This window comes from Microbacterium sp. Nx66 (assembly GCF_904066215.1).
Lineage (GTDB): Bacteria > Actinomycetota > Actinomycetes > Actinomycetales > Microbacteriaceae > Microbacterium > Microbacterium meiriae.
The window spans coordinates 1,482,243-1,502,444 of record NZ_LR880474.1 but is presented as its reverse complement, the minus strand read 5'-3'; the positions used below and the strand labels follow the sequence as shown (position 1 = coordinate 1,502,444).

The window sequence follows — 20,202 nt, the reverse complement described above, 5'->3', positions numbered from 1 at the left end:
TGTCTCCTCAGTCGGACACTCCACGCGTCCGTTCGTTCATGGTGACGCGGCTCAGCGCGTCGTGCCGTGCACCTTCGGCAGGGCGCCGCCCGCGGCCGCGTTGCGGTCGGGCCGGAAGTTCGAGAAGTCCGCCCCCGGCACGCCGCTGACGAGGTCGAGCTCGTCCTCGATGAGGGCGGCCTCCCACTCTTCCGGGCCGACGAGGGGAAGGCGGACGCGCGGGCTGGAGATGCGACCCAGCCCGTGCAGGATGTACTTCGCGGCGACGGTGCCGGGGACGTGCGTCATGACAGCGCGGACCAGCGGCTCCAGGCGCTTGTGCTCCGCAGTCGCCGTGGCGAGGTCGCCGCGGTTCACGGCGTCGATGATCGTGCGGTAGGGCGCGGACGCCACGTTCGCGGTCACGCCGATGAGGCCGGTCGCACCGATCGACAGGTGCGGAAGCACATTCGCGTCATCACCGGAGAAGTACATGAGGTCGGTCTGATTGAGCACGCGGCTCACCTCGGAGAAGTCGCCCTTGGCGTCCTTCACCGCGAGGATGTTCGGGTGCTTGGCGAGCCGGAGGATCGTCTCGTACTTGATCGGCACACCGGTGCGCCCGGGGATGTCGTACAGGATGACCGGCAGATCGGTCGCGTCGGCGACGAGCCGGAAGTGGGTGAGGATGCCGGCCTGCGTCGGCTTGTTGTAGTACGGCGTGACGATCATGATGCCGTCGGCGCCGGCCTTCTCGCTGGCCTTGTACAGCTCGATGGCGTGCGCGGTCTCGTTCGATCCGCCGCCCGTGATGATCTTCGCCCGGCCGGCGGAGACGGACTTCCCGACCTCGACGAGCTTGAGCTTCTCGGGGTCCGTCAGGGTCGAGGTCTCGCCGGTCGTTCCCGTCACGACGATGCCGTCCGCGCCTGCGGTGATCACGTCATCGATGTGCTTCTCGACGGCGGGCCAGTCGACTTCGCCGTCGGCCGTCATCGGAGTGACGAGCGCGACGAGAACCTGTCCGAAAGGGTTGCCCGAGTGCGTCATGCGTCCAGCGTATCGGGTCGGATGCCGCTGCCGCGGACGGTGACGGGAACCGTCAGACCCGACCCCGACGCGCGACCGCCGCGGTGAGGGATCGGGGCAGCACCTTCGTCACGGCGACGACGGCCTTGTAACGCAGCGAGGGGATGGACACGGACTTCCCGCGCGCGGCGTCCCGGAGGCCTTCGCGCACGACGTCTCGGGCATCGAGCCACAGGAACGACGGCACGCCCTCCTCGCCGACCGCGAGACCCATCCGCTCGTGGAACGACGTGTGCGTGAAGCCGGGGCAGAGCGCGGTGACGCTCACGCCGTCCGGACCGTAGGCCGTGTTCGCCCAGCGGCTGAAGTCGATGAGCCAGGCCTTGCACGCGGAGTACGTCGATCGAGAGATGAAACCTGCGACCGAGGCGACGTTGATGATCCGGCCGCCCCGCCCCCGCATGGTCTGCAGGGCCGCGTGCATGAGGCGCATGGAGGCCTCGACGTGCAGGCGCAGATGCCGCACCTCGTCCTCGATGTCATTGTCGGCGAACTGCAGCGGCAGCCCGAAGCCGGCGTTGTTCACGAGCAGGTCGATCGGGTCGTCCCGGTCGCGGAGCCGTGCCGCGACGCGTTCGACGCCGTCCTCCTCGGACAGGTCGGCCGGAAGCACCTCGACGGCCACTCCCCACTCGCCGCGCAGCTCCGTCGCAAGAGCCGACAGCGACTCCTCCGAGCGGGCCACGAGCACGAGATCGGCGCGCCGACGAGCCAGCTGACGGGCGAACTCGGCTCCCAGCCCGGCGCTGGCTCCGGTGATCAGTGCGGTGGGCATCAGCGCTCGTACCTCACGAAGCGATACCGGACGCCGGTACGGGACGTCAGCCAGTCCCCCTCGTCGACCACGCGCCACCCGGTCTTGGGCGGAGCGAACGTGTCGCCGGCGACCTCGAGGTCGAGCTCGGTGACCTCGAGCCGGTCAGCGTCGGCGATCACCTGACGGAAGATCTCCGCCCCGCCGATGATCCACACCTTCTCCTGGCCGCGGACGGCCTCGGACACCGTGGCCGCACGGCGGGCGCCGTCGGCCGCCCAGTCCTGCTGGCGGGTCACGACGATGTTGTCGCGCCCGGGGAGCGGCCGGAACCGTTCCGGCAGCGAATCCCAGGTCTTCCGTCCCATGACGACAGGTGCGCCCTGCGTGGTCTCCTTGAAGTGCGCCAGGTCCTCCGGCACATACCAGGGCATACCGCCCTCAGCACCGATGACGCCTCCGGCGGCCTCGGCCCAGATGAGTCCCACCCAGGTCATACCGCCACCGCCGCCCGGATCGGTGCATGGTGCTGGTAGTCCTCGACGACGAAGTCCTCGAACCGGTAGTCGAAGATCGAGTCCGGCTTCCGCGCGAACCGCAGCGTCGGGTACGGGTAGGCCTCTCGCGTGAGCTGCTCACGCACCTGCTCGACGTGGTTGTCGTAGACGTGGCAGTCCCCGCCGGTCCAGACGAAGTCGCCCGGCTCCAGCCCCACCTGCTGCGCGATCATCATCGTCAGCAACGCGTAGGAGGCGATGTTGAAGGGCACGCCGAGGAACATGTCCGCGCTGCGCTGGTAGAGCTGACAGGAGAGCTTGCCGTCGGCGACGTAGAACTGGAACAGCGCGTGGCACGGTGCGAGGGCCATGTCCGGGATGTCCGCGGGGTTCCAGGCGGACACGAGAAGGCGCCGCGAGTCCGGCGACGTCCGGATCTGCTCGATGACCTCGGCCAGCTGATCGATGCTGCCGCCGTCGGGAGTCGGCCAGGATCGCCACTGGACGCCGTACACGGGGCCGAGGTCGCCGTCCTCGTCCGCCCACTCGTCCCAGATCGAGACGCCGTTCTCCTGCAGCCAGCGGACATTGGAATCGCCGCGCAGGAACCAGAGCAGCTCATACGCGATGGACTTGAAGTGGACGCGCTTCGTGGTGATGAGCGGGAAGCCCTCCGCGAGATCGAAGCGGATCTGCCGCCCGAACACGCTCGTGGTCCCGGTCCCTGTGCGATCGCTCTTGTGCGTGCCCGTCTCGAGCACGTCGCGGAGCAGGTCTTCGTACGGAGTCGGGACAGCGGCGCTCATGGTTGTCAGGATACCCGCCTCGGTCGCCCCGAAGGCGGTGTCATCGGCGCGATGTTCTCGTCACGGATGGACACATCGCGGCACCCCTGGTCCTCCGGCCGTACGCTCGACGTGTGTCCCCCGCACTCGCCCTCGCCGCCGTGGCCGCGCTTCTCGCACTCGCCACCCTCGTCGGTCTCGCGCTTCGTCGGCGTGAGGGTCGTCGACGCAACGGCGGCGACCTGAGGTTCGAGCCGGCGGATGCGGCGGGCGCAGCCTTCGGCGCGAGCGCGACCCTCGTGCAGTTCAGCACCGAGATGTGCACCCGGTGTCCGCAGGTGCGCCGGCTGCTCGGCGCGTACGCTGCCGAGACGACAGGGCTCGCACACATCGAGGTCGACCTCACGCACCGACCCGACCTCTCCGCCCGGTACCGGGTGTTGCAGACCCCCACCACGTTCCTCGTCGACGCCTCGGGTGTCGTCCGAGCCCGATTCGGGGGCGTGCCCGCCCGGGATGCCCTGGCCACAGCCGTCGCCACCCTCGTCTGAAGCGCAGTCTGGAGAACCCGATGACGACATCCGCTGGGATCGACCCGCGAGGCCCCCGTTTCGCCGCCGCGATCACCGCATTCCTCCTCGCCGTTGCGACGTTCCTCGCACTCATCGGCATCTCCACGACTCCCGCCGGCGCAGAGCGCGCCGGCTGGTTCGCCGTCCAGCCGCAGAGCGGCTCCGTCTTCGTACCGGGGGGCGCGTGGGCACTGCCCTCAGTAGAGCCCGTCGCGCGCGTGCTCGACCCGGGCTTCCTCCTTGCGACGCTGATCGCGCTGCTGTTCCTCTGGGGAGTGGTCTCGCCGGCCACCGCACCGTGGGGCGTGCTCTACCGCCGCCTCGTCCGTCCGCGCCTGGCGCCGCCCGTCGAACTGGAGGATCCCCGCCCCCCGCGGTTCGCCCAAGGCGTGGGCCTCGTCGTGGTGGGGCTCGGCCTCCTGCTCCACCTCGCCGGCGTGCCGTGGGCCCTTCCGATCGCCACAGCCGCGGCGTTCCTCGCCGCTTTCCTCAACGCCGTGTTCGCATTCTGTCTCGGCTGCCAGCTCTACCTCCTGCTGCAGCGCGTCGGGCTGACCGGGAGAACGCGCCGCACCGCGTGATCCCGGTTCCCGGCGGCCGTCTCGCTCGGTAGGCTGGCGACCAAGCGACGCCGCTCCCCCGGTGGCGTCAGAACCGGAGGAATCATGCCCGTCACCAGTGAAGCCGCCGCCACCTGGACCGGATCCCTCACGGAAGGCTCCGGCACGGTCGCCTTCTCCTCCTCGCATCTGGGGACGTTCCCGATCGACTGGAAGTCCCGCAGCGAGGGCAGCGACACCACCACGACGCCGGAAGAGCTCATCGCCGCGGCCCACGCCTCCTGCTTCAGCATGGCGCTCTCGCACGCCCTGGCCGAGTACGGCACCCCGCCGGAGCGCGTCGACACCAGCGCCTCGGTCACTTTCAAGCCAGGTGTCGGCATCACCGGCAGCCACCTCAACGTCAACGCCACGGTTCCGGGCCTGACTCCGGAGAAGTTCCAGGAGATCGCCGAGGGCGCCAAGACCGGGTGCCCGGTGTCCCAGGCTCTCGCAGGCATCGAGATCACCCTCGAGGCGACGCTCGCCTGAGCTCCGTGGACGTCAGGCGCGGGACAGGCTGATCGCCTGCCGGATGCTCGCCCTGGCGTCCTTCCTGCGCCCCGCGGCATCCTGCACGACGCCGAGCCGGTAGCGCGCACGCCAGTCCGTGGGTGCCGCCTCCGCTTCCGCCGTGTAGCGCGCGACGAGCGCGTCCGCGTCCTTCCTGGCGATGCGGCCACTGGGCGTGAGCTCGGTCTCGACCGGCGGCATTCCGCCTTCGGCGTCGAGCAGACGCCCCAGACGATCCGCTCCGAAACCGAAGAGCATCTCGCGAACCAGGGCCCATCCGCCGACGGGGGCGAGCACGAGGAGGGTGACGCCCATCCCGATGGAGACCGGCGTCCCGACGGCCAGGAACATGACCGCGAGCCAGCCCGCGACCGCGAGGTACAGCAGGAGGGCCGCCGCCATCAGTGCGACCCCGATCCGCGACATCACGAGCGGATGCCGATGTCGAGCATGTTCTCCAGACCGACCACGACTCCGGACGCGGTGGCCGCATACGGCACAGCCAGCCGGATCCCCGGCGCGTAGGCCAGCGCCGGGTCGGTGGTGTCATGCGTGAACGTGAGCGACTCCCCCGGCCCGGACAGGATCACCTCCTGCTTCGCGATCACCCCGGGCCGCCGGAGGGAGTGGATGGGCACGCTGCCGACCTGCTGCCCCCGCGCGCGCTGATCCGCATGCGGGGCGCTGACGGGGCCCTGGGACGCCCTCGCGGCGGCGATCAACTCCGCCGTGCGGACGGCGGTACCGCTCGGGGAGTCGACCTTGGTCTCCCGATGCGCCTCGACGATCTCCGCGGAGCCGAAGTACGGCGCGGCGGCCGCGGCGAGGGCCGAACCGAGCACGGAGCCGAGGGAGAAGTTGGGGATGAAGACCGCTCCGGTGTCAGCGGCCTCGACCAGCGGCCGCACGAGCGCGATCCGCTCGGCCGACCAGCCGGAGGTGGCGACGAGGATGTTGAGGCCGTGCTCGACGGCGGTGCGGACCACATCGATGCTGATCTGCGGAGTGGACGCGTCGATCACGAGGTCCGCTCCCGCGAGCTCCGAAAGGTCACTCGCCGAGGTCAGCACCCGGCTCACCTCGAAGCCTTCCAGCTCGCCGATCACCGCGCCGATGATCGTTCCGAGCTTTCCGGTCCCGCCGACGAGGGCTACCTTCGTGGTCATGCGTCCAGTCTATTTTCCGGGCGTCGAGCGGAGGCCGCGGCGCGCGGATACGGTGATCACACCAACAGCGCGTCGGGAATCCCCGTCCGCAACTCCATCGGCAGGTGGCCGGTGTCGTTGTGCGTGAGCAGGGTCCACGGCCGACCCTGCTTCTGGGCGATCACCGTCAGTCCGCAGTGCGACTGGTTCAGCGTCATCCACCGCCAGTCGGGTGCGGCGAGCACCTCGCGCACGAACCACGAGATCACGAAGTTGTGTGTGATGAGCACCTCGTGCACGTCTCCGGTCTTCCGCACGAGGAACTCGTTGACGGCGTCGGACATCTGGGCGCGACCGGCCTCGATCTCGGCTTCGGTCACCGAGCCGAAGAAGGGTTCGAACACCGCCGGGGTCTCCTCTGTCATCCCCGTGGGGACGCAGTCGAACAGCAGAGCGGACGGCGCGGGGTCCACGGACGGGAGGCGACCGGCGATCGATCGCGCCGTCTCGGCCGCGCGGAGCAGCGGCGAATGCCACACGGCGTCGAGCGGGAGCCCGGACAGCCGATCCGCGATCAGCTCCGCCTGCCGCTGGCCGCGCGGCGAAAGGGGTCCGTCGGCGAGACCGTGCTCGGCATCCTGATGTTCACCGTGTCTGACCAGATATATGTAGTGCGTCACAACTCGCTCGCTCGCCTCATCGCCAGCATCCGCCGGTCTTCCTCTTCCACCCTATGTCACGGGCAGCGGAAGCTCAGGCGCCCGCGCGGGTGAGGTCGGCCACCTGCGCCCGGGACAGCGTCACACCGGCGCCCTGCATGAGCTCGTCGACATGGTCGGTCGCGAATGTGTTCACGATCGGCGCGGCGACCGTGCGCTGCGCGAGCAGCCAGGCGATGGACACAGCGGCCACCGGCACTGCCAGTTCGGCGGCCACCTGATCCAGCGCGCGCAGCACCTTCGTACCGCGGCGGTTGAGATTCCCTCGCAACTGCTCTCCGCGGACGCCTCGTGACGCGAGCGCCTTGGTGCGGTGGCGCCCGGACAGGAACCCGTGCTCCAGCGCATGGGACGGCGTGACCGCGAGGTTCTGCGCGCCGGCCACGAGCCGCAGATCGCCTTCGAACGGCTGCCGCCGCACGAGGTTGTAGGGCGTGTCGATCACAGTGATCCGCGGGTACCCTGCGGACGCGAGGATGCGGGCCTCCACCAGCCGCTCCGGGGTGAAGCCGTACGCGCCGAGCGCGCCGATCTTCCCGGCCTCGACGAGCCACTCGACCGTGGCCAGCGTGTCTTCGAGGTTGGTGGTCGCATCCAGCGTGGCGTCCAGGTACAGCACGTCGATGCGCTCGACGCCGAGCCGGGTGAGCGACCCCTCGACGGCGCGGACGAGGTTGACCGACCCCAGACCGGGGTTGTCGGCATGCGCTCCGATGCGGACGCTGAGGACGACGCGCTCCCGTTGGTCGCGCGACCGCAGCCACTGCCCGAGGATGTGCTCGCTCCGACCGCCGGAGAATCCGTCCGCCGTATGGATGGCGTTGCCGCCGAACTCCACGTAGCGATCGAGGATGCCGTGGCTCGTCTCGAGATCGACGTTCCACCCGAACTCCGCGGCGCCGAGCATCAACGGGAACGTCTCGTATCCGGTCTCGCCGATGGCGGTGCGGATGGACTCCCCCACACCGGGGCCGACGATGGGGATCGGGGCGGAGGGATGATCCTCGTGCTCGAGCGCGACGCGTTCCGCGTCGGGACCTGCGCCTACGCCGAACAACCGCATACTCTCACCCCCGCTGCGATCGGCTGGACCGATCGACATCACTGCTTCTCCGGCACCCCCCGGTGCGTACTTCGAGGGTATGCGACGTGCGCGAGCGTCCCGGCCAATCCGGGGAACGGCGCGCAAACTTCCCATAACGTTTCGATCACGGATCAAACGACGGAACCCGGGCCCCTCCCGACGGAGGGACCCGGGTTCCGTGCCGACCGTGTCCTACTCGGCGGCGGCGTCCTCGGCCGGAGCCTCGTCCGCGGCGGGTGCGTCGTCGAGCACGGGCTCGAGCGACAGCTTGCCGCGGTCGTCGATCTTCGTGATCTTGACGAGGATCTTCTGGCCGACGGAGAGCACGTCCTCGACGTTCTCCACACGCTTGCCACCGGCGAGCTTGCGCACCTCGGTGACGTGCAGCAGGCCGTCCTTGCCCGGCAGCAGCGAGATGAAGGCGCCGAAGGTGGCGATCTTCACGACGGTGCCGAGGAACTGCTCGCCGACCTCCGGGTTGGTCGGGTTGGCGATCGCGTTGACCTGGGCGCGGGCGGCCTCGGCCGAGGGGCCGTCGGTCGCGCCGATGTAGACGGTGCCGTCCTCCTCGATGGAGATCTGCGCACCGGTCTCGTCCTGGATCGCGTTGATCGTCTTGCCCTTCGGGCCGATCAGCTCACCGATCTTGTCGACCGGGATCTGGACGCTGATGACGCGCGGCGCGGTGGGCGCCATCTCGTCAGGCGCGTCGATCGCGGCGTTGAGGACGTTGAGGATGGTCAGACGAGCATCCTTGGCCTGGGTCAGCGCGCCCGCGAGCACCGACGACGGGATGCCGTCGAGCTTCGTGTCGAGCTGGATGGCGGTGACGAACTCGCTGGTACCGGCGACCTTGAAGTCCATGTCACCCAGCGCGTCCTCGGCACCCAGGATGTCGGTCAGCGCCGCGTAACGGGTCTCGCCGTTCACCTCGTCGGAGACCAGACCCATCGCGATGCCGGCGACGGGAGCGCGCAGCGGCACACCCGCGTTCAGCAGCGACAGGGTCGAGGCGCACACCGAACCCATCGACGTGGAGCCGTTGGAGCTGAGCGCCTCGGACACCTGACGGATCGCGTACGGGAACTCCTCGCGGCTCGGCAGCACCGGCACGAGCGCGCGCTCGGCGAGGAAGCCGTGCCCGATCTCGCGACGCTTCGGCGAACCCACGCGGCCGGTCTCACCGGTCGAGTAGGGCGGGAAGTTGTAGTGGTGCATGTAGCGCTTGCTCGTCGTGGGCGACAGCGAGTCGATCTGCTGCTCCATCTTGAGCATGTTCAGCGTGGTGACGCCCAGGATCTGGGTCTCGCCGCGCTGGAAGATCGCGGAGCCGTGCACGCGCGGGATGACCTGCACCTCGGCGTCGAGCGGACGGATGTCCGCCAGGCCGCGGCCGTCGATGCGGGTGCCCTCGGTGAGGATGCGACCGCGGACGATCTTCTTCGTGACGGACTTGTACGCCGCGGAGAACTCCAGCGGTGCCGCAGCCGGGAGCGAGCCCGCCTCGGTGGCCTCGATGAGCTCGGCCTTGACGCGATCCTTGATCGCGTCGTCGGCGTTCTGACGCTCGGTCTTGTCGGCGATCTGGTACACGTCGCTCAGCTCGGCGAAAGCACGCTCGGACACGAAGTCATAGACCTCGTCGCTGTACGCGGGGAAGACCGGGTAGACGCCCGGCTCCTTCGACGCGGTGGCGGCGAGCTCGGCCTGCGCCTTGACGAGCTGGGCGATGAACGGCTTCGAGGCCTCGAGGCCCTGGGCCACGATGGTCTCGTCGGGCTTGGTGGCGCCGGCCTTGATCAGGTTCCAGCTGCCCTCGGTCGCCTCGGCCTCGACCATCATGATCGCGACGTCTTCGGAGCCGTCGGCCTTGGTGACCACGCGACCGGCGACGATCAGGTCGAACACGGCCTCGGAGACCTGCTCGGCGGTCGGGAACGCGACCCACTGGTCCTCGTGCTGGCCGTGACCGGGGATGAACGCGAGGCGCACACCGGCGACGGGGCCCGAGAACGGCAGACCCGAGATCTGCGTCGATGCGGAGGCGGCGTTGATCGCGAGGGCGTCGTAGAACTCGCCCGGGGCGATCGAGAGGACCGTGATGACGATCTGGACCTCGTTGCGCAGACCGTCGACGAACGACGGACGCAGCGGACGGTCGATCAGACGGCAGACCAGGATCGCCTCGGTCGAGGGGCGACCCTCACGACGGAAGAACGAGCCGGGGATCTTGCCGGCGGCGTAGGAGCGCTCCTCGACGTCGACCGTCAGCGGGAAGAAGTCGAAGCCCTCACGCGGGTGCTTGCCCGCGCTCGTGGCCGAGAGCAGCATGGTCTCGCCGTCCAGGTAGGCGGCGACGGCGCCCTGAGCCTGCTGCGCGAGGCGGCCGGTCTCGAAGCGGATGGTGCGGGTGCCGAAGCGGCCGTTGTCGAGAACGGCCTCGGTGGCGGTGATTTCAGGACCTTCCAAGAGGTCTCTCCTTCTTTGTTTAGACTCGCGAATCCGTGTGACGCGCGAGCATGTTCAAAGGAGCGGAACGGAAGGGTTCGGGCGCGCGGGCACTCCCGCGAATCTCGCCTGCGCTGGCCACCAGTAGAAAGCCACCCGACGTGTGCCGAGGAACCCACCACAGGGGACCAGCTTCTCCGCCGATCGCTCCATGAGTCGATATGAAATTGTCGGATGACCGGGGTCACCCTCGACCACACTACCAGCGTGCGCCCTCAGTCCCGAGGGTTCCCCACGCGGTTCGGTCACGACACCGCACCGTCACCCGACGTTCACCGCCCGTCCGCCGGGGCGAGGGACGGGTCGGCTGTGCTGGGCGCATGCGGATGTCGGTGATCGGTTGCGGGTATCTGGGAGCGGTGCACGCTGCGGCGATGGCCTCGCTCGGTCACGACGTCGTGGGCATCGACGTGGACGAGCGCAAGGTGGCCGACCTCGCCGCAGGCGCCGCGCCCTTCTTCGAGCCGGGCCTCGACGAGCTCCTCGACGCGGGGCTGCGATCCGGGCGGTTGCGCTTCGCCTCGGATGCCGCGGCCGCTTCCGGGGCGGATGTGCACTTCCTCGCCGTCGGCACCCCGCAGTCCGCCTCCGGTCCCGCGGCCGACCTCCGCTACATCGACGCGGCGATCGACGGGCTGCTCCCCCACCTGCGGCCGGGCGCGGTGGTGGCCGGGAAGTCGACGGTCCCCGTGGGCACGGCCGCGCGCCTCGCCCGTCGGATCGAGCAGACCGGGGCGACGCTCGCCTGGAACCCCGAGTTCCTCCGGGAAGGCTGGGCCGTCCACGACACGCTCACCCCCGACCGCCTGGTGGTGGGGGCCGATGACACCCCGGAGGGCGCCGCCGCCGTCGACCTGCTCCGCCGCGTATACGCCGCGGCGATCGATGCGGGCTCCCCGTTCCTGGTCACGGACCTCGCCACCGCGGAGCTCGTCAAGGGCGCCGCCAACGCCTTCCTCGCGACGAAGATCTCCTTCATCAACGCCATGGCCGAGGTCGCCGAAGCCGCCGGTGCCGACGTCACCCTCCTCGCCGAAGCCCTCGGCCACGACTCACGCATCGGCCGCCGCTATCTCGGCTCCGGGATCGGGTTCGGAGGCGGCTGCCTCCCGAAGGACATCCGCGCGTTCGCCGCCCGCGCCGAGGAGCTCGGCCGCGGCGAGGCCGTCGCCTTCCTGCACGAGGTGGACGCCATCAATCTCCGCCGGCGTGATCGCGCCGTGCGTCTGGTCGTCGATGCCCTGGACGGCCTGGTCTCCGGACGGAGGATCGCCGTCCTCGGCGCGGCCTTCAAACCCTTCAGCGACGACGTCCGCGATTCTCCCGCGCTGGAGGTGGCCGTGCGGCTGCGCGGACTCGGCGCGGATGTCGTCGTGACGGACCCGGCGGCGATCGAGAACGCCCGTGCGCGGCATCCGCAGCTCGGATACACGTCGTCCAGGGATGAGGCCCTGCGGGACGCGGACGCTGTCGTCGTCGTCACGGAGTGGGACGAGTACCGCCGCGAGCTCAGTCCGCAGCACGCCGGCGGGCTCGTGCGGGGCCGGATCGTGATCGACGGACGGAACTGTCTGGACGCCGCCGCCTGGCGAGCCGCCGGCTGGACGTACCGCGGTATGGGGCGACGCTGAGGGCTGCCGTCCCTCAGACCACGCTGGCGTCACGCTCGACGGAGGAGCGTCCCACGTAGACGTAGTCGTCGTGCTTCGCCCGACGGCCGTCTCCCGCGGCACGGCCGTGGAGTCGCCGCCACACCCACGGCAGCGCGTGCCGCCGCCACCAGGCCGCGCGGCCGATCGGCTCGTTCTCGTGCAGGGCCGCATCCAGCAGCCCGAGCGCGTCCGCGTGCGGCACCCCGAGCACCTCGGCGACCCGATAGGCGAGGAAGCGGTGTCCGCGACTGCTGAGGTGCACCAGGTCCTCGCCCCAGTGCTGCCGCTCCGCCAGCACCGGATGCAGATCCGTGTCGATGAGGATCGCACCGGTCCGCGCCGCGATCCCCGCGAGGGCCGTGGCGAAGGCGGAGAAGCGCCGGGTGTACAGCGCCGCCGCGCGTCGGTCCGGGAGGAACGGGGTGACCAGGACCACGTCGGCGCCGGTCGCGCGCACTCGCCGCACGGCGGCCTCCAGACTCGCGGCGAGCGCCGGCACGGCGGCACGGTGCTTCACGAGATCGTTGGCGCCCACCAGCACGGTGACCAGATCGGGTCGGAGCTCCAGTGCGCGCTCCAGTTGCGGGCCGCACACGTCGGCCACGCGCTTCGAGCGGACCGCGAGGTTGGCGTAGTGGAGGCCGCCCCGCGCGGCGAGGAGCAGGGCGAGCCGGTCCGCCCACCCGCGGAGTGCACCGTCCGGCCCTGGGTCGCACAGTCCCTCGGTCAAGGAGTCGCCGAGCGCGACCACCCGCCGCCACCGTCGCGACGGGGCGGGCGCGGCCGGTTCCGGTCGGACGAGGCGGCGAGCGCGCAGACGGCTGTCCACGGCGTGCAGCGCCCGCGCCTCCTCGAAGTGCCCCAGGAGCTGATCCCCGAGGTGCTCCCAGCTTCGTCCCTGCACAGCGCTCCAGCCTGCTTGCCCGAACGCTCGGCGGGTCTGCTCGTCCCCGGCGAGAGCGGTCACGCGTCGCCGGAGGTCGGCGAGGTCCCCGGGGCGGTAGAGCCAGCCGTCCACGCCGGCCCTCACCAGATCGAGCGGCCCTCCGCGACCGGTGGCGACCACGGGCACCCCGCTCGCGTGGGCCTCCTGCAGCGTCTGGCCGAACGTCTCGCTCTCTCCCGGATGCACGAACACGTCGAAGGAGGCCAGCACGGTGGCGAGCGCATCCCCGTCGAGCCTCCCGAGGAACAGAGCGTCGGGAAGCTGTTCCTGCAGCCGGTCCCGCCGTGGCCCGTCGCCGACGATGACCAGACGGGCGCCGGGGATGCCGTGCAGCGCGGCGAGATCCTCCACCTGCTTCTCCGCGGCGAGGCGTCCGACGTAGCCGATGACGATCTCCGCTCCCCATTCCGCTCGGAGCGCGTCGCTGCGCCGGGAGGGGTGGAAGCGCTCCGCGTCCACCCCTCTCCCCCAGGATCGGAGTCGGTCGACGCCGAGGCGACCGAGCTGGTGCGCGGATTCGGAGGACGGCGTGAGTGTGAGGGTCGCTCGCCGGTGGAGCCGTGCGATATGGGCGTGGGCCATGCCGGTCGTCGCGGCGACGCGATACCTCTCCGTGTATGCGGCCACATCGGTCTGGTAGGCCGCGACCGTCCCGATGCCGCCGCGTTCTGCGGCGAGCAGCCCGCGCCACCCGAGGGCGAACGGCGACGCCAGGTGGACGACATCGGGGCGGAAGCGGCCGAGCTCGGTTCCGATCCGACGGGTCGTCGCCGCGCCGACGCGGACATCCCGGTATCCGGGGAGCGGCACGCTGCGGATCGCCGTGACGGGGGCACCGTGCAACCGCTCCGGGATGCCCGTGGCGGCGGGAGCGAGCACACAGGCCTCGTGCCCTCGCCGCTCCAGATGGCGGAGGATCTGCATCACGGATCCGGTCACGCCGTTCATGTGCGGAAGGAAGGACTCGGTGACGATCGCGACTCTCACCCCCTCAGGATGACGGTGCACCTCGCCCCCGCTGCGAGAAACCGGCGTCGAGCACCGGATGTTCACCGGATGCTGGATCACGGGTCACCGGCTATCCGCGCGTTGGTTCCCGTTCACCGTCCCAGGGCAGGGTGGCGGTGTGTCGACAGACCTGCTCGCTGACGTCCTCGCCGGTCCCTGGAGCCTGGCCGCGATGAGCCTGCTCGTGCTCGGGGACGCGTTCTTCGTCGTCGTCCCCGGGGAGATCGCCGTGACAGCCCTCGGCGCGGTCGCGATGACGACCGGAACGCCCGCGCTCTGGGCGGTGGTGCTCTGCGCGGCGGGGGCGGCAGCGCTCGGTGACGCCTGCTGCTATCTGATCGGGTGCGTCGTCGGCACCGAGCGCTGGGGCTGGATGAGAGGCCGCCGCATGCGGCAGGCCCTCGGCTGGGCACGCGACCGGCTGGACCGCGGCACGGCCACGGTGCTGTTCACCGCTCGTTTCGTCCCGTTCGCCCGGCTCGCCGTGAACCTCGTGGCGGGCGCCTCCCGGATCCACCCGCCCCGCTATCTGGCTCTCGTGACGCTCGCCGCGACCGGGTGGGCGGCATACCAGGCCGCGATCGGCGCGCTCGTCGGCGCGGTGCTGGCCGGCGGCCCCCTCGTCGCGGTCCCGGTGTCGGTCGCCCTGGCCGTCGGTATCGGGCTCGGGGTCGACCGGCTCACGCGAGGGCGGGAGCGGTGACACTCGCCGCTGCTCCTGCCGTGCCCTAGGCTCGGGAGCATGAGCACCGAAGAAGGCGCCGGCTCCTCCTCGGAGGACATGAAGCGCAAGTTCAAGGAAGCGCTCGAGAAGAAGAACGCGCACCACCGGCAGGGCGAGGCCCACCTCGACGGCGATTCCGCCGTGCACGCCGCCAACGCCCCGCAGACGCGGCGCGAGTTCCGACGCAAGAGCGGTTGACCGTGCGGATGCGGGAGCCGGTCCACGGCTCCCGCATCCCTCTCCGCAGACACGGACACGCCCCGCGCCGAAAGGCACGGGGCATGTCGCTCTCGAGAGGCCCCCTGTCACCCTCCGGCGAGACCGCCGAGCATGTGGCCGAACGAGCGCCCCTCACCCAGGTAGGTCGCGGGATCGAAAGGGTCGACGACGGTGGCAGCCTCCCGGCGCGCGACCGCATCGGCGAGTTCCCTCGCCCCCTTCTCGACGCGCTTCGCCAACGGTGCGACATCGTCTCCGGCGCCGCCCCAGTCGCTCGACGCCGCGAAGACCCCTGTGGAGACGGCCTCGGCGTGCAGGTAGGCGAACAGCGGACGGATCGCGTAGTCGATCGCGAGCGAGTGCCGCGGTGTCCCCGCGTTCGCCCCGATCAGCACGGGCTTCCCCGTGAGCGCGTCCGGGTCGAGCACATCGATGAACGACTTGAACAACCCGGAGTAGCTCGTGGAGAAGATCGGCGTCACCGCGATCAGCGCGTCGGCCGAGACGACGGTGTTGATCGCCGTCTCGAGTGCAGGCGGCGCGAAGCCGGTCAGCATGTTGTTCGTGATGTCGTGCGCGTGGTCGCGCAGCTCGATCACGTCGACCGTGGCCTCGATGTCGCGCTCCGCGAGCGCCTTCACGGTCTCCGCCGCCAGTCGGTCGGCGAGCATCCGGGTGGACGACGGGTTGGAGAGACCCGCCGAGACGACGGCGATGCGACGCGTGGTCATGTCAGGCCTCCTTCCGGCCGAGTCCGAACGCGGCTCCCGCGGGAGCCGGCGTGTCCTGGTAGGGCGAGTCCCCGGTGAGGTTGTCGCCGCGGTTCGCGCCGGGACGCGCCTGCCGGGTGGGTCCGTCTCCGTAGGTCGCCTGCACGCGCGCGGCGTGGGTCGGCGCGTCGGGCACCGTGGACGGGCGGTCCTTCGCCAGCTCCTTGCGGAGCACCGGCACGACCTCGGAACCGAGGATGTCCAGCTGCTCGAGCACCGTCTTCAGAGGCAGGCCGGCGTGGTCGATGAGGAACAGCTGACGCTGGTAGTCGCCGTAGTGCTCCCGCATCGCCGCATAGCGGTCGATCACCTGCTGCGGCGATCCCACGGTGAGCGGGGTCATCTCGGTGAAGTCCTCCATGCTGGGACCGTGACCGTAGACCGGGGCGTTGTCGAAGTACGGGCGGAACTGGTTCACCGCGTCCTGCGACTTCGCCGCCATGAACACCTGGCCGCCGAGACCGACGATCGCCTGCTCCCGCGTGCCGTGACCGTAGTGCTCGAAGCGCTGACGGTACAGCTCGATGAGGCGCTGGTAGTGCTCCTTCGGCCAGAAGATGTTGTTCGCGAAGAACCCGTCACCGTAGTAGGCGGCCTGCTCGGCGATCTCGGGTGTGCGGATGGAGCCGTGCCACACGAACGGCGCGATGCCGTCGAGGGGACGCGGGGTCGAGGTGAAGCCCTGCAGCGGGGTGCGGAACTTGCCCTCCCAGTCCACGACGTCCTCGCGCCACAGCTTGTGCAGGAGCGCGTAGTTCTCGATCGCCAGCGGAAGCCCCTGGCGGATGTCCTGGCCGAACCAGGGGTACACCGGGCCGGTGTTGCCGCGACCGAGCATGAGGTCCATGCGGCCGTCCGAGACGTGCTGCAGCATCGCGTACTCCTCCGCGATGCGCACCGGGTCGTTCGTCGTGATCAGCGTCGTCGAGGTCGAGACGATGAGCCGCTCGGTCTGTGCGGCGAGCGCGGCGAGGAACGTGGTGGGACTGGACGACCAGAACGGCGGGTTGTGGTGCTCGCCGATCGCGAAGACGTCGAGTCCGACCTCCTCGGCATGCGTCGCGATGGCCAGCGTCGCCTTGATCCGCTCCTGCTCGCTGGGGGTGACTCCCGTGGTGGGGTCGCGGGTGATGTCGCTGACCGACATGATGCCGAACTGCATCGCCTGCGCGCCTGACTGCTCGCTCATGATTGCTCCGTGTTCTCCGAATCGGATGCTCGACATCCGGTTCTATTCATTTGAATGTAATTGGGTCAACGCGTGCAGGGCAACTTTATTCCCGGCCGGTAGCCTCGGAGAATGAGCACCACCGGAGTCGGGACGACGGGGTCCAGCACAGGGCCGGTCGACCGCAAACGCCGACGCGTGCCCTTCTGGGACAACGCGCGGTACGCCTGCATCGTCCTCGTGGTCCTGGGGCACGCGATCCAGCGCCTCATCTACGACTCGGACATCGCCTTCGCCCTCTACCTGGCGCTGTACGCCTTCCACATGCCGGCGTTCGCCATCATCTCGGGTTACTTCTCCAAGTCGGGCTCCCCCACCCGGACGCAGATGGCCCGCGTCATCACCGACATCATCCTCCCCTACGTCATCTTCGAGGCGCTCTGGACGCTCACCAAGTGGCTCGTGGAGGGAGAGACCACCCCGAACCCGACGCAGCCCAGCTGGACGCTCTGGTTCCTGCTCGCGCTCGGGATCTTCCGCCTCGTCCTCCCCTACCTCGCCCTGCTGCGCTGGCCGTTGCTGTGGACGGTGGTCATCTCCGTCGGCGCGGGCTATCTCCCGAACGTCGACAGCACCTTCTCGCTCTCGCGCACCCTGGGCCTGCTGCCCTTCTTCGCCCTCGGCTGGTGGCTCAGGGAGCGGAACATCGTCGACCGCCTGCGTCTCCTCGACTTCCGCCCGTGGTGGGTCCGGATCACCGCCGTCGCCGTCCTCGGCACCGCCGGGTGGGCTGCGTGGAACTGGCTCCCCGTCTGGCAGGCCACGGATCTGCGGCATTGGCTGTTCTACGAGGCCTCCTACTCCGACCTCGTCGGGGACCAGTGGTGGGCCGGCGGCATCCGTTTCGCGCTCCTGCTCCTCGCCGTCGTCCTCTGCGCCGCGTTCTTCGTCCTCATCCCCCGCAGGTCCTACTGGTGGACCACCTTCGGCCAGTACACGATGTACGTCTATCTGCTGCACTCGTTCGTGCTCTACCCGTTCCGGGAGAGCGGCGTGCTGCGCGACCTCGAGCCGACCTGGTTCTGGCTCCCTGCGGTCACGGCGCTCTCGGTGGTCCTCGCACTGCTGCTCGCGACCACGCCCGTGCGGCGGGTGTTCCGTCCGCTCGTGGAGCCGCGGCCGCGGTGGCTGTTCGCCGATCCCGAGCTCGCGTCGCGGGAAGGCCGCCGCAACGATCCGACCGGATCCCGGCGTCCGCGATGACAGCCGCCCACCCCGCGTCCGAGGTCAGGGATCGGCTCGTCGCCATCGCCGACTCCCAGGGTTTCGCCGCGCACGGGCTCCACGTGCGCATCGGCGAGGACACCGCAGGTCACCGCTGGGCACCCGACGTCCGGGAGGACGTGCACTCGATCGCGAAGGGCGTCTGCGTGCTGGCCACGGCCCTCGCCGCCGACGACGGACTGATCCGCCTGGACGACACCGTCGCCACCCTCCTCCCGGACCACGAGCTCGGCGACGGTGTCGCTCAGGTCACCCTGCGTCACCTGCTGTCGATGTCGAGCGGCATCGACCTTCCGTGGTCCGAGACGCTGATGACGGACTGGCCGGATCTGGCCCGCGAGTTCCTGCGACGGCCCTCGCGCGGGCGTGTGTTCCAGTACTCCAACGCGAGCACCTATACCGCGATGACCGCCCTCGCGACCCGCGTGGGCGACATCGGCGACTACCTCTCGACGCGCCTCTTCGCCCCGCTCGGCATCGAGGACGTGGTCTGGTCGCGATGCCCGAACGGACGCATCGAGGCGGGTGGCGGCCTGCCGCTCCGCACCGAGGAGGTCGCGCGCCTGGGGCTGCTCATCCGCGATCGCGGCTCCTGGCAGGGTCGTCGACTGGTCGCCCCGGAGTGGATCGACGCCATGCACGAGGACGGCGTCGTCGCGGGCGTCAACCCGGGCTACGACCGCTATGCGCTCGCGGGCTGGCAGGGTCCGGGGCGGGCGTGGCGGCTGCACGGGGCTCACGGCCAGCTGCTGCTGTTCCTCGGCGACGCGGTGGTGACGGTGACCGCTCACGATCACGCCGGAGCGGATGCGTTCGCCGCGGACGCCGTCGCCGTCCTCGAAGACGTCGCCGCCGGCTGAGTCCTGCTCAGGCGAACAGCTCCGCCCCCACGTACGAACCCGGTCGCGCGCCCGGCGGGATCGCCCAGATGCCTGAGCCCACGTGACGGATGTACTCGTTGAGACGGTCGGTCGACAGTCGGCGCTGCAGACTGATGAACTGGGCGGGATCACGCTGGTAGGACAGGAACAACAGCCCGGCGTCGAGTCGCCCGAGGGCGTTGTTGCCGTCGACGTAGTTGTACCCACGGCGCAGGATGCGGATGCCGTCGTTCTGCTCGGGATGCGCGAGCCGGACGTGACTGTTCGCATCGATCTTCGTGCCGCGGAAGTCCGGGGCCGTGAACTCGTCACCGCCGGAGAGCGGCGCCCCCACGCCCTTGTCCCGTCCGATGATCGTGTCCTGCTCGGCCAGCCGCACCCGGTCCCAGGTCTCGATGAGCATGGCGATCTTCCGCGCGACGAGGTACGAACCGCCGGCCATCCAGGACGGCTCGTCGTCGGTCGAGACCCAGACGTGGTCCGCGAGCGCCGTGGCGTCGTCGGCGAGGATGTTGGCCGTGCCGTCCTTGAAGCCGAAGAGGTTGCGCGGCGTCGCCTGGCCGGCCGTGGTACGAGAGGTCTTGCCGAATCCGAGCTGCGACCAGCGCAGGCGCGCCCGCCCGAACGCGATGCGGCTGAGGTTGCGGATCGCGTGGACCGCGACCTGGGGGTCGTCGGCACAGGCCTGGATGCACAGGTCGCCGTGCGACGCCTCGGGATCGAGGTCGTCCCCGAGGAAGGCCGGAAGCCGCTCGAGACCGGGTGGCCGCTGGGCGGCGAGACCGTAGCGATCGCCGTCCTCGTTCTCGAACAGTCCAGGACCGAACCCGAACGTGAGGGTCAGACCCGCGGCGGGGAGCCCCAGCGCCTCCCCCGTGTCATCCGGGGGCGCTTCGGCGGGACCGTTCACCGCGCCGCTCGCACTCACCTCCAGGCCCTGCGTCATCCGCGCCGCGGCGTACGACCAGTCCTGCAACAGGGAGATGAGGTCGTCCCGGTCGGTGCGGGGCATCATGTCGAAGCTCGCGAAGTGCAGGTGGTCCTGCACGGGCGTCGTGATGCCCGCCTGGTGCGCACCGAAGAACTCGTACCGCGACTCGGCGTCTTCCGCGGCTCGCGCCCGTCCGAGCGCCACGCCGCCGGCCGTCCCGGCCCCGAGGCCGACGGCCAGGCCCGCGACCCCGCCGCCGACGGCCAGCCCGAGCAGCCCGCGGCGGCTGAGACCGCCGCCGGAGGGCGCAGTAGGCACCCCCGCCGATGCCTCGTGGGCCTCCGGTTCCGACTCGTTCACGTCCATGCCTGCCCG

The 20,202-nt window shown here is 70.3% G+C and carries 21 protein-coding genes; 8 read left to right on the top strand and 13 right to left on the bottom strand.

Annotation, left to right across the window (positions count from 1 at the left end; translation table 11 throughout):
- Nucleotides 1–51: 51 nt before the first annotated feature.
- From dapA to MICNX66_RS07010, 4 genes are read right to left on the bottom strand one after another with little or no spacing between them, the layout of a single operon-like run.
- Nucleotides 52–1,029 carry a 4-hydroxy-tetrahydrodipicolinate synthase gene (dapA, locus tag MICNX66_RS07025; protein ID WP_187663886.1) on the bottom strand — a complete coding sequence of 326 codons (978 nt, stop codon included), beginning with the start codon at nt 1,027–1,029 and terminating at the stop codon, nt 52–54.
- 52 nt (nt 1,030–1,081) lie between these two features.
- Nucleotides 1,082–1,843: an SDR family NAD(P)-dependent oxidoreductase gene (locus MICNX66_RS07020; protein ID WP_187663885.1), complete on the bottom strand. Its 762-nt coding sequence runs from the start codon at nt 1,841–1,843 to the stop codon at nt 1,082–1,084.
- Nucleotides 1,843–2,319, bottom strand: coding sequence for a dihydrofolate reductase (locus MICNX66_RS07015; RefSeq protein WP_187663884.1), 477 nt, complete (start codon nt 2,317–2,319; stop codon nt 1,843–1,845). Before MICNX66_RS07015 ends, MICNX66_RS07020 begins: the two co-directional genes overlap by 1 nt.
- Entirely contained in the window at nt 2,316–3,125 is an 810-nt protein-coding gene (locus MICNX66_RS07010; protein ID WP_187663883.1) for a thymidylate synthase, read from the bottom strand. Before MICNX66_RS07010 ends, MICNX66_RS07015 begins: the two co-directional genes overlap by 4 nt.
- Before the next feature lie 113 nt (nt 3,126–3,238).
- On the opposite strand from MICNX66_RS07010, the gene MICNX66_RS07005 reads away from it, so the two are divergent.
- From MICNX66_RS07005 to MICNX66_RS06995, 3 genes are all read left to right on the top strand, one after another.
- Nucleotides 3,239–3,655, top strand: a complete 417-nt coding sequence (locus MICNX66_RS07005; protein WP_187663882.1) for a TlpA family protein disulfide reductase — start codon at nt 3,239–3,241, stop codon at nt 3,653–3,655.
- A gap of 20 nt (nt 3,656–3,675) precedes the next feature.
- Nucleotides 3,676–4,257 carry a DUF4395 family protein gene (locus MICNX66_RS07000; RefSeq protein ID WP_187663881.1) on the top strand — a complete coding sequence of 194 codons (582 nt, stop codon included), beginning with the start codon at nt 3,676–3,678 and terminating at the stop codon, nt 4,255–4,257.
- A gap of 84 nt (nt 4,258–4,341) precedes the next feature.
- Nucleotides 4,342–4,767: an OsmC family peroxiredoxin gene (locus tag MICNX66_RS06995; protein ID WP_187663880.1), complete on the top strand. Its 426-nt coding sequence runs from the start codon at nt 4,342–4,344 to the stop codon at nt 4,765–4,767.
- Between the two features lie 12 nt (nt 4,768–4,779).
- On the opposite strand, the gene MICNX66_RS06990 is transcribed toward MICNX66_RS06995, so the two are convergent.
- The 5 genes from MICNX66_RS06990 to MICNX66_RS06970 all read right to left on the bottom strand — a co-directional run bounded on the left by MICNX66_RS06990 (nt 4,780) and on the right by MICNX66_RS06970 (nt 10,205).
- A complete protein-coding gene (locus MICNX66_RS06990; protein WP_187663879.1) occupies nt 4,780–5,214 on the bottom strand; it encodes a hypothetical protein in 435 nt (144 codons plus the stop codon).
- The gene (gene dapB, locus MICNX66_RS06985; protein ID WP_187663878.1) at nt 5,214–5,954 is read right to left on the bottom strand and encodes a 4-hydroxy-tetrahydrodipicolinate reductase; all 741 of its coding nucleotides are present in this window, start codon (nt 5,952–5,954) and stop codon (nt 5,214–5,216) included. Before dapB ends, MICNX66_RS06990 begins: the two co-directional genes overlap by 1 nt.
- A 56-nt stretch (nt 5,955–6,010) precedes the next feature.
- Nucleotides 6,011–6,613: a histidine phosphatase family protein gene (locus MICNX66_RS06980; RefSeq protein WP_187663877.1), complete on the bottom strand. Its 603-nt coding sequence runs from the start codon at nt 6,611–6,613 to the stop codon at nt 6,011–6,013.
- Nucleotides 6,614–6,686: 73 nt separating this feature from the next.
- Nucleotides 6,687–7,715, bottom strand: a complete 1,029-nt coding sequence (locus MICNX66_RS06975) for an aldo/keto reductase (RefSeq protein WP_187664141.1) — start codon at nt 7,713–7,715, stop codon at nt 6,687–6,689.
- 213 nt (nt 7,716–7,928) lie between these two features.
- Nucleotides 7,929–10,205: a polyribonucleotide nucleotidyltransferase gene (locus MICNX66_RS06970; RefSeq protein ID WP_187663876.1), complete on the bottom strand. Its 2,277-nt coding sequence runs from the start codon at nt 10,203–10,205 to the stop codon at nt 7,929–7,931.
- A gap of 359 nt (nt 10,206–10,564) precedes the next feature.
- Here MICNX66_RS06970 and MICNX66_RS06965 point away from each other — a divergent pair, with 359 nt between their 5' ends.
- Nucleotides 10,565–11,875, top strand: a complete 1,311-nt coding sequence (locus MICNX66_RS06965; RefSeq protein WP_187663875.1) for a UDP-glucose dehydrogenase family protein — start codon at nt 10,565–10,567, stop codon at nt 11,873–11,875.
- A gap of 13 nt (nt 11,876–11,888) precedes the next feature.
- Here the strand turns inward: MICNX66_RS06965 and MICNX66_RS06960 are convergent, their stop codons facing one another.
- The gene (locus tag MICNX66_RS06960) at nt 11,889–13,829 is read right to left on the bottom strand and encodes a GDSL-type esterase/lipase family protein (RefSeq protein WP_187663874.1); all 1,941 of its coding nucleotides are present in this window, start codon (nt 13,827–13,829) and stop codon (nt 11,889–11,891) included.
- A gap of 139 nt (nt 13,830–13,968) precedes the next feature.
- Between MICNX66_RS06960 and MICNX66_RS06955 the strand changes: the two genes are divergently transcribed.
- The gene (locus MICNX66_RS06955; protein WP_232089222.1) at nt 13,969–14,553 is read left to right on the top strand and encodes a DedA family protein; all 585 of its coding nucleotides are present in this window, start codon (nt 13,969–13,971) and stop codon (nt 14,551–14,553) included.
- A 39-nt stretch (nt 14,554–14,592) separates the two neighbouring features.
- Nucleotides 14,593–14,772, top strand: coding sequence for a DUF5302 domain-containing protein (locus tag MICNX66_RS06950; protein WP_136052140.1), 180 nt, complete (start codon nt 14,593–14,595; stop codon nt 14,770–14,772).
- 107 nt (nt 14,773–14,879) lie between these two features.
- Here the strand turns inward: MICNX66_RS06950 and MICNX66_RS06945 are convergent, their stop codons facing one another.
- Complete coding sequence (locus tag MICNX66_RS06945) at nt 14,880–15,524, bottom strand: FMN reductase (protein ID WP_187663872.1); 645 nt, start codon at nt 15,522–15,524, stop codon at nt 14,880–14,882.
- A 1-nt stretch (nt 15,525) separates the two neighbouring features.
- Nucleotides 15,526–16,752, bottom strand: coding sequence for an LLM class flavin-dependent oxidoreductase (locus MICNX66_RS06940; protein WP_025103205.1), 1,227 nt, complete (start codon nt 16,750–16,752; stop codon nt 15,526–15,528).
- Between the two features lie 111 nt (nt 16,753–16,863).
- On the opposite strand from MICNX66_RS06940, the gene MICNX66_RS06935 reads away from it, so the two are divergent.
- Both MICNX66_RS06935 and MICNX66_RS06930 read left to right on the top strand, forming a co-directional pair.
- Nucleotides 16,864–17,994 carry an acyltransferase family protein gene (locus tag MICNX66_RS06935; protein WP_187663871.1) on the top strand — a complete coding sequence of 377 codons (1,131 nt, stop codon included), beginning with the start codon at nt 16,864–16,866 and terminating at the stop codon, nt 17,992–17,994.
- Nucleotides 17,991–18,875 carry a serine hydrolase domain-containing protein gene (locus MICNX66_RS06930; RefSeq protein WP_187663870.1) on the top strand — a complete coding sequence of 295 codons (885 nt, stop codon included), beginning with the start codon at nt 17,991–17,993 and terminating at the stop codon, nt 18,873–18,875. Before MICNX66_RS06935 ends, MICNX66_RS06930 begins: the two co-directional genes overlap by 4 nt.
- Before the next feature lie 7 nt (nt 18,876–18,882).
- Here MICNX66_RS06930 and efeB read toward each other — a convergent pair whose 3' ends face one another.
- Complete coding sequence (gene efeB, locus MICNX66_RS06925; RefSeq protein ID WP_187663869.1) at nt 18,883–20,193, bottom strand: iron uptake transporter deferrochelatase/peroxidase subunit; 1,311 nt, start codon at nt 20,191–20,193, stop codon at nt 18,883–18,885.
- Between the last annotated feature and the right edge of the window lie 9 nt (nt 20,194–20,202).

Coding starts and splice junctions, on each gene's coding strand:
- MICNX66_RS06940 (WP_025103205.1), bottom strand. CDS start 16,752: ATGAGCGAGCAGTCAGGCGCGCAGGCGATGCAGTTCGGCATCATGTCG.
- dapB (WP_187663878.1), bottom strand. CDS start 5,954: ATGACCACGAAGGTAGCCCTCGTCGGCGGGACCGGAAAGCTCGGAACG.
- MICNX66_RS06935 (WP_187663871.1), top strand. CDS start 16,864: ATGAGCACCACCGGAGTCGGGACGACGGGGTCCAGCACAGGGCCGGTC.
- MICNX66_RS06945 (WP_187663872.1), bottom strand. CDS start 15,524: ATGACCACGCGTCGCATCGCCGTCGTCTCGGCGGGTCTCTCCAACCCG.
- MICNX66_RS06950 (WP_136052140.1), top strand. CDS start 14,593: ATGAGCACCGAAGAAGGCGCCGGCTCCTCCTCGGAGGACATGAAGCGC.
- MICNX66_RS06990 (WP_187663879.1), bottom strand. CDS start 5,214: ATGTCGCGGATCGGGGTCGCACTGATGGCGGCGGCCCTCCTGCTGTAC.
- MICNX66_RS07015 (WP_187663884.1), bottom strand. CDS start 2,319: ATGACCTGGGTGGGACTCATCTGGGCCGAGGCCGCCGGAGGCGTCATC.
- MICNX66_RS06975 (WP_187664141.1), bottom strand. CDS start 7,715: ATGCGGTTGTTCGGCGTAGGCGCAGGTCCCGACGCGGAACGCGTCGCG.
- efeB (WP_187663869.1), bottom strand. CDS start 20,193: ATGGACGTGAACGAGTCGGAACCGGAGGCCCACGAGGCATCGGCGGGG.
- MICNX66_RS06965 (WP_187663875.1), top strand. CDS start 10,565: ATGCGGATGTCGGTGATCGGTTGCGGGTATCTGGGAGCGGTGCACGCT.
- MICNX66_RS07020 (WP_187663885.1), bottom strand. CDS start 1,843: ATGCCCACCGCACTGATCACCGGAGCCAGCGCCGGGCTGGGAGCCGAG.
- MICNX66_RS07000 (WP_187663881.1), top strand. CDS start 3,676: ATGACGACATCCGCTGGGATCGACCCGCGAGGCCCCCGTTTCGCCGCC.
- MICNX66_RS06995 (WP_187663880.1), top strand. CDS start 4,342: ATGCCCGTCACCAGTGAAGCCGCCGCCACCTGGACCGGATCCCTCACG.
- dapA (WP_187663886.1), bottom strand. CDS start 1,029: ATGACGCACTCGGGCAACCCTTTCGGACAGGTTCTCGTCGCGCTCGTC.
- MICNX66_RS06930 (WP_187663870.1), top strand. CDS start 17,991: ATGACAGCCGCCCACCCCGCGTCCGAGGTCAGGGATCGGCTCGTCGCC.
- MICNX66_RS07010 (WP_187663883.1), bottom strand. CDS start 3,125: ATGAGCGCCGCTGTCCCGACTCCGTACGAAGACCTGCTCCGCGACGTG.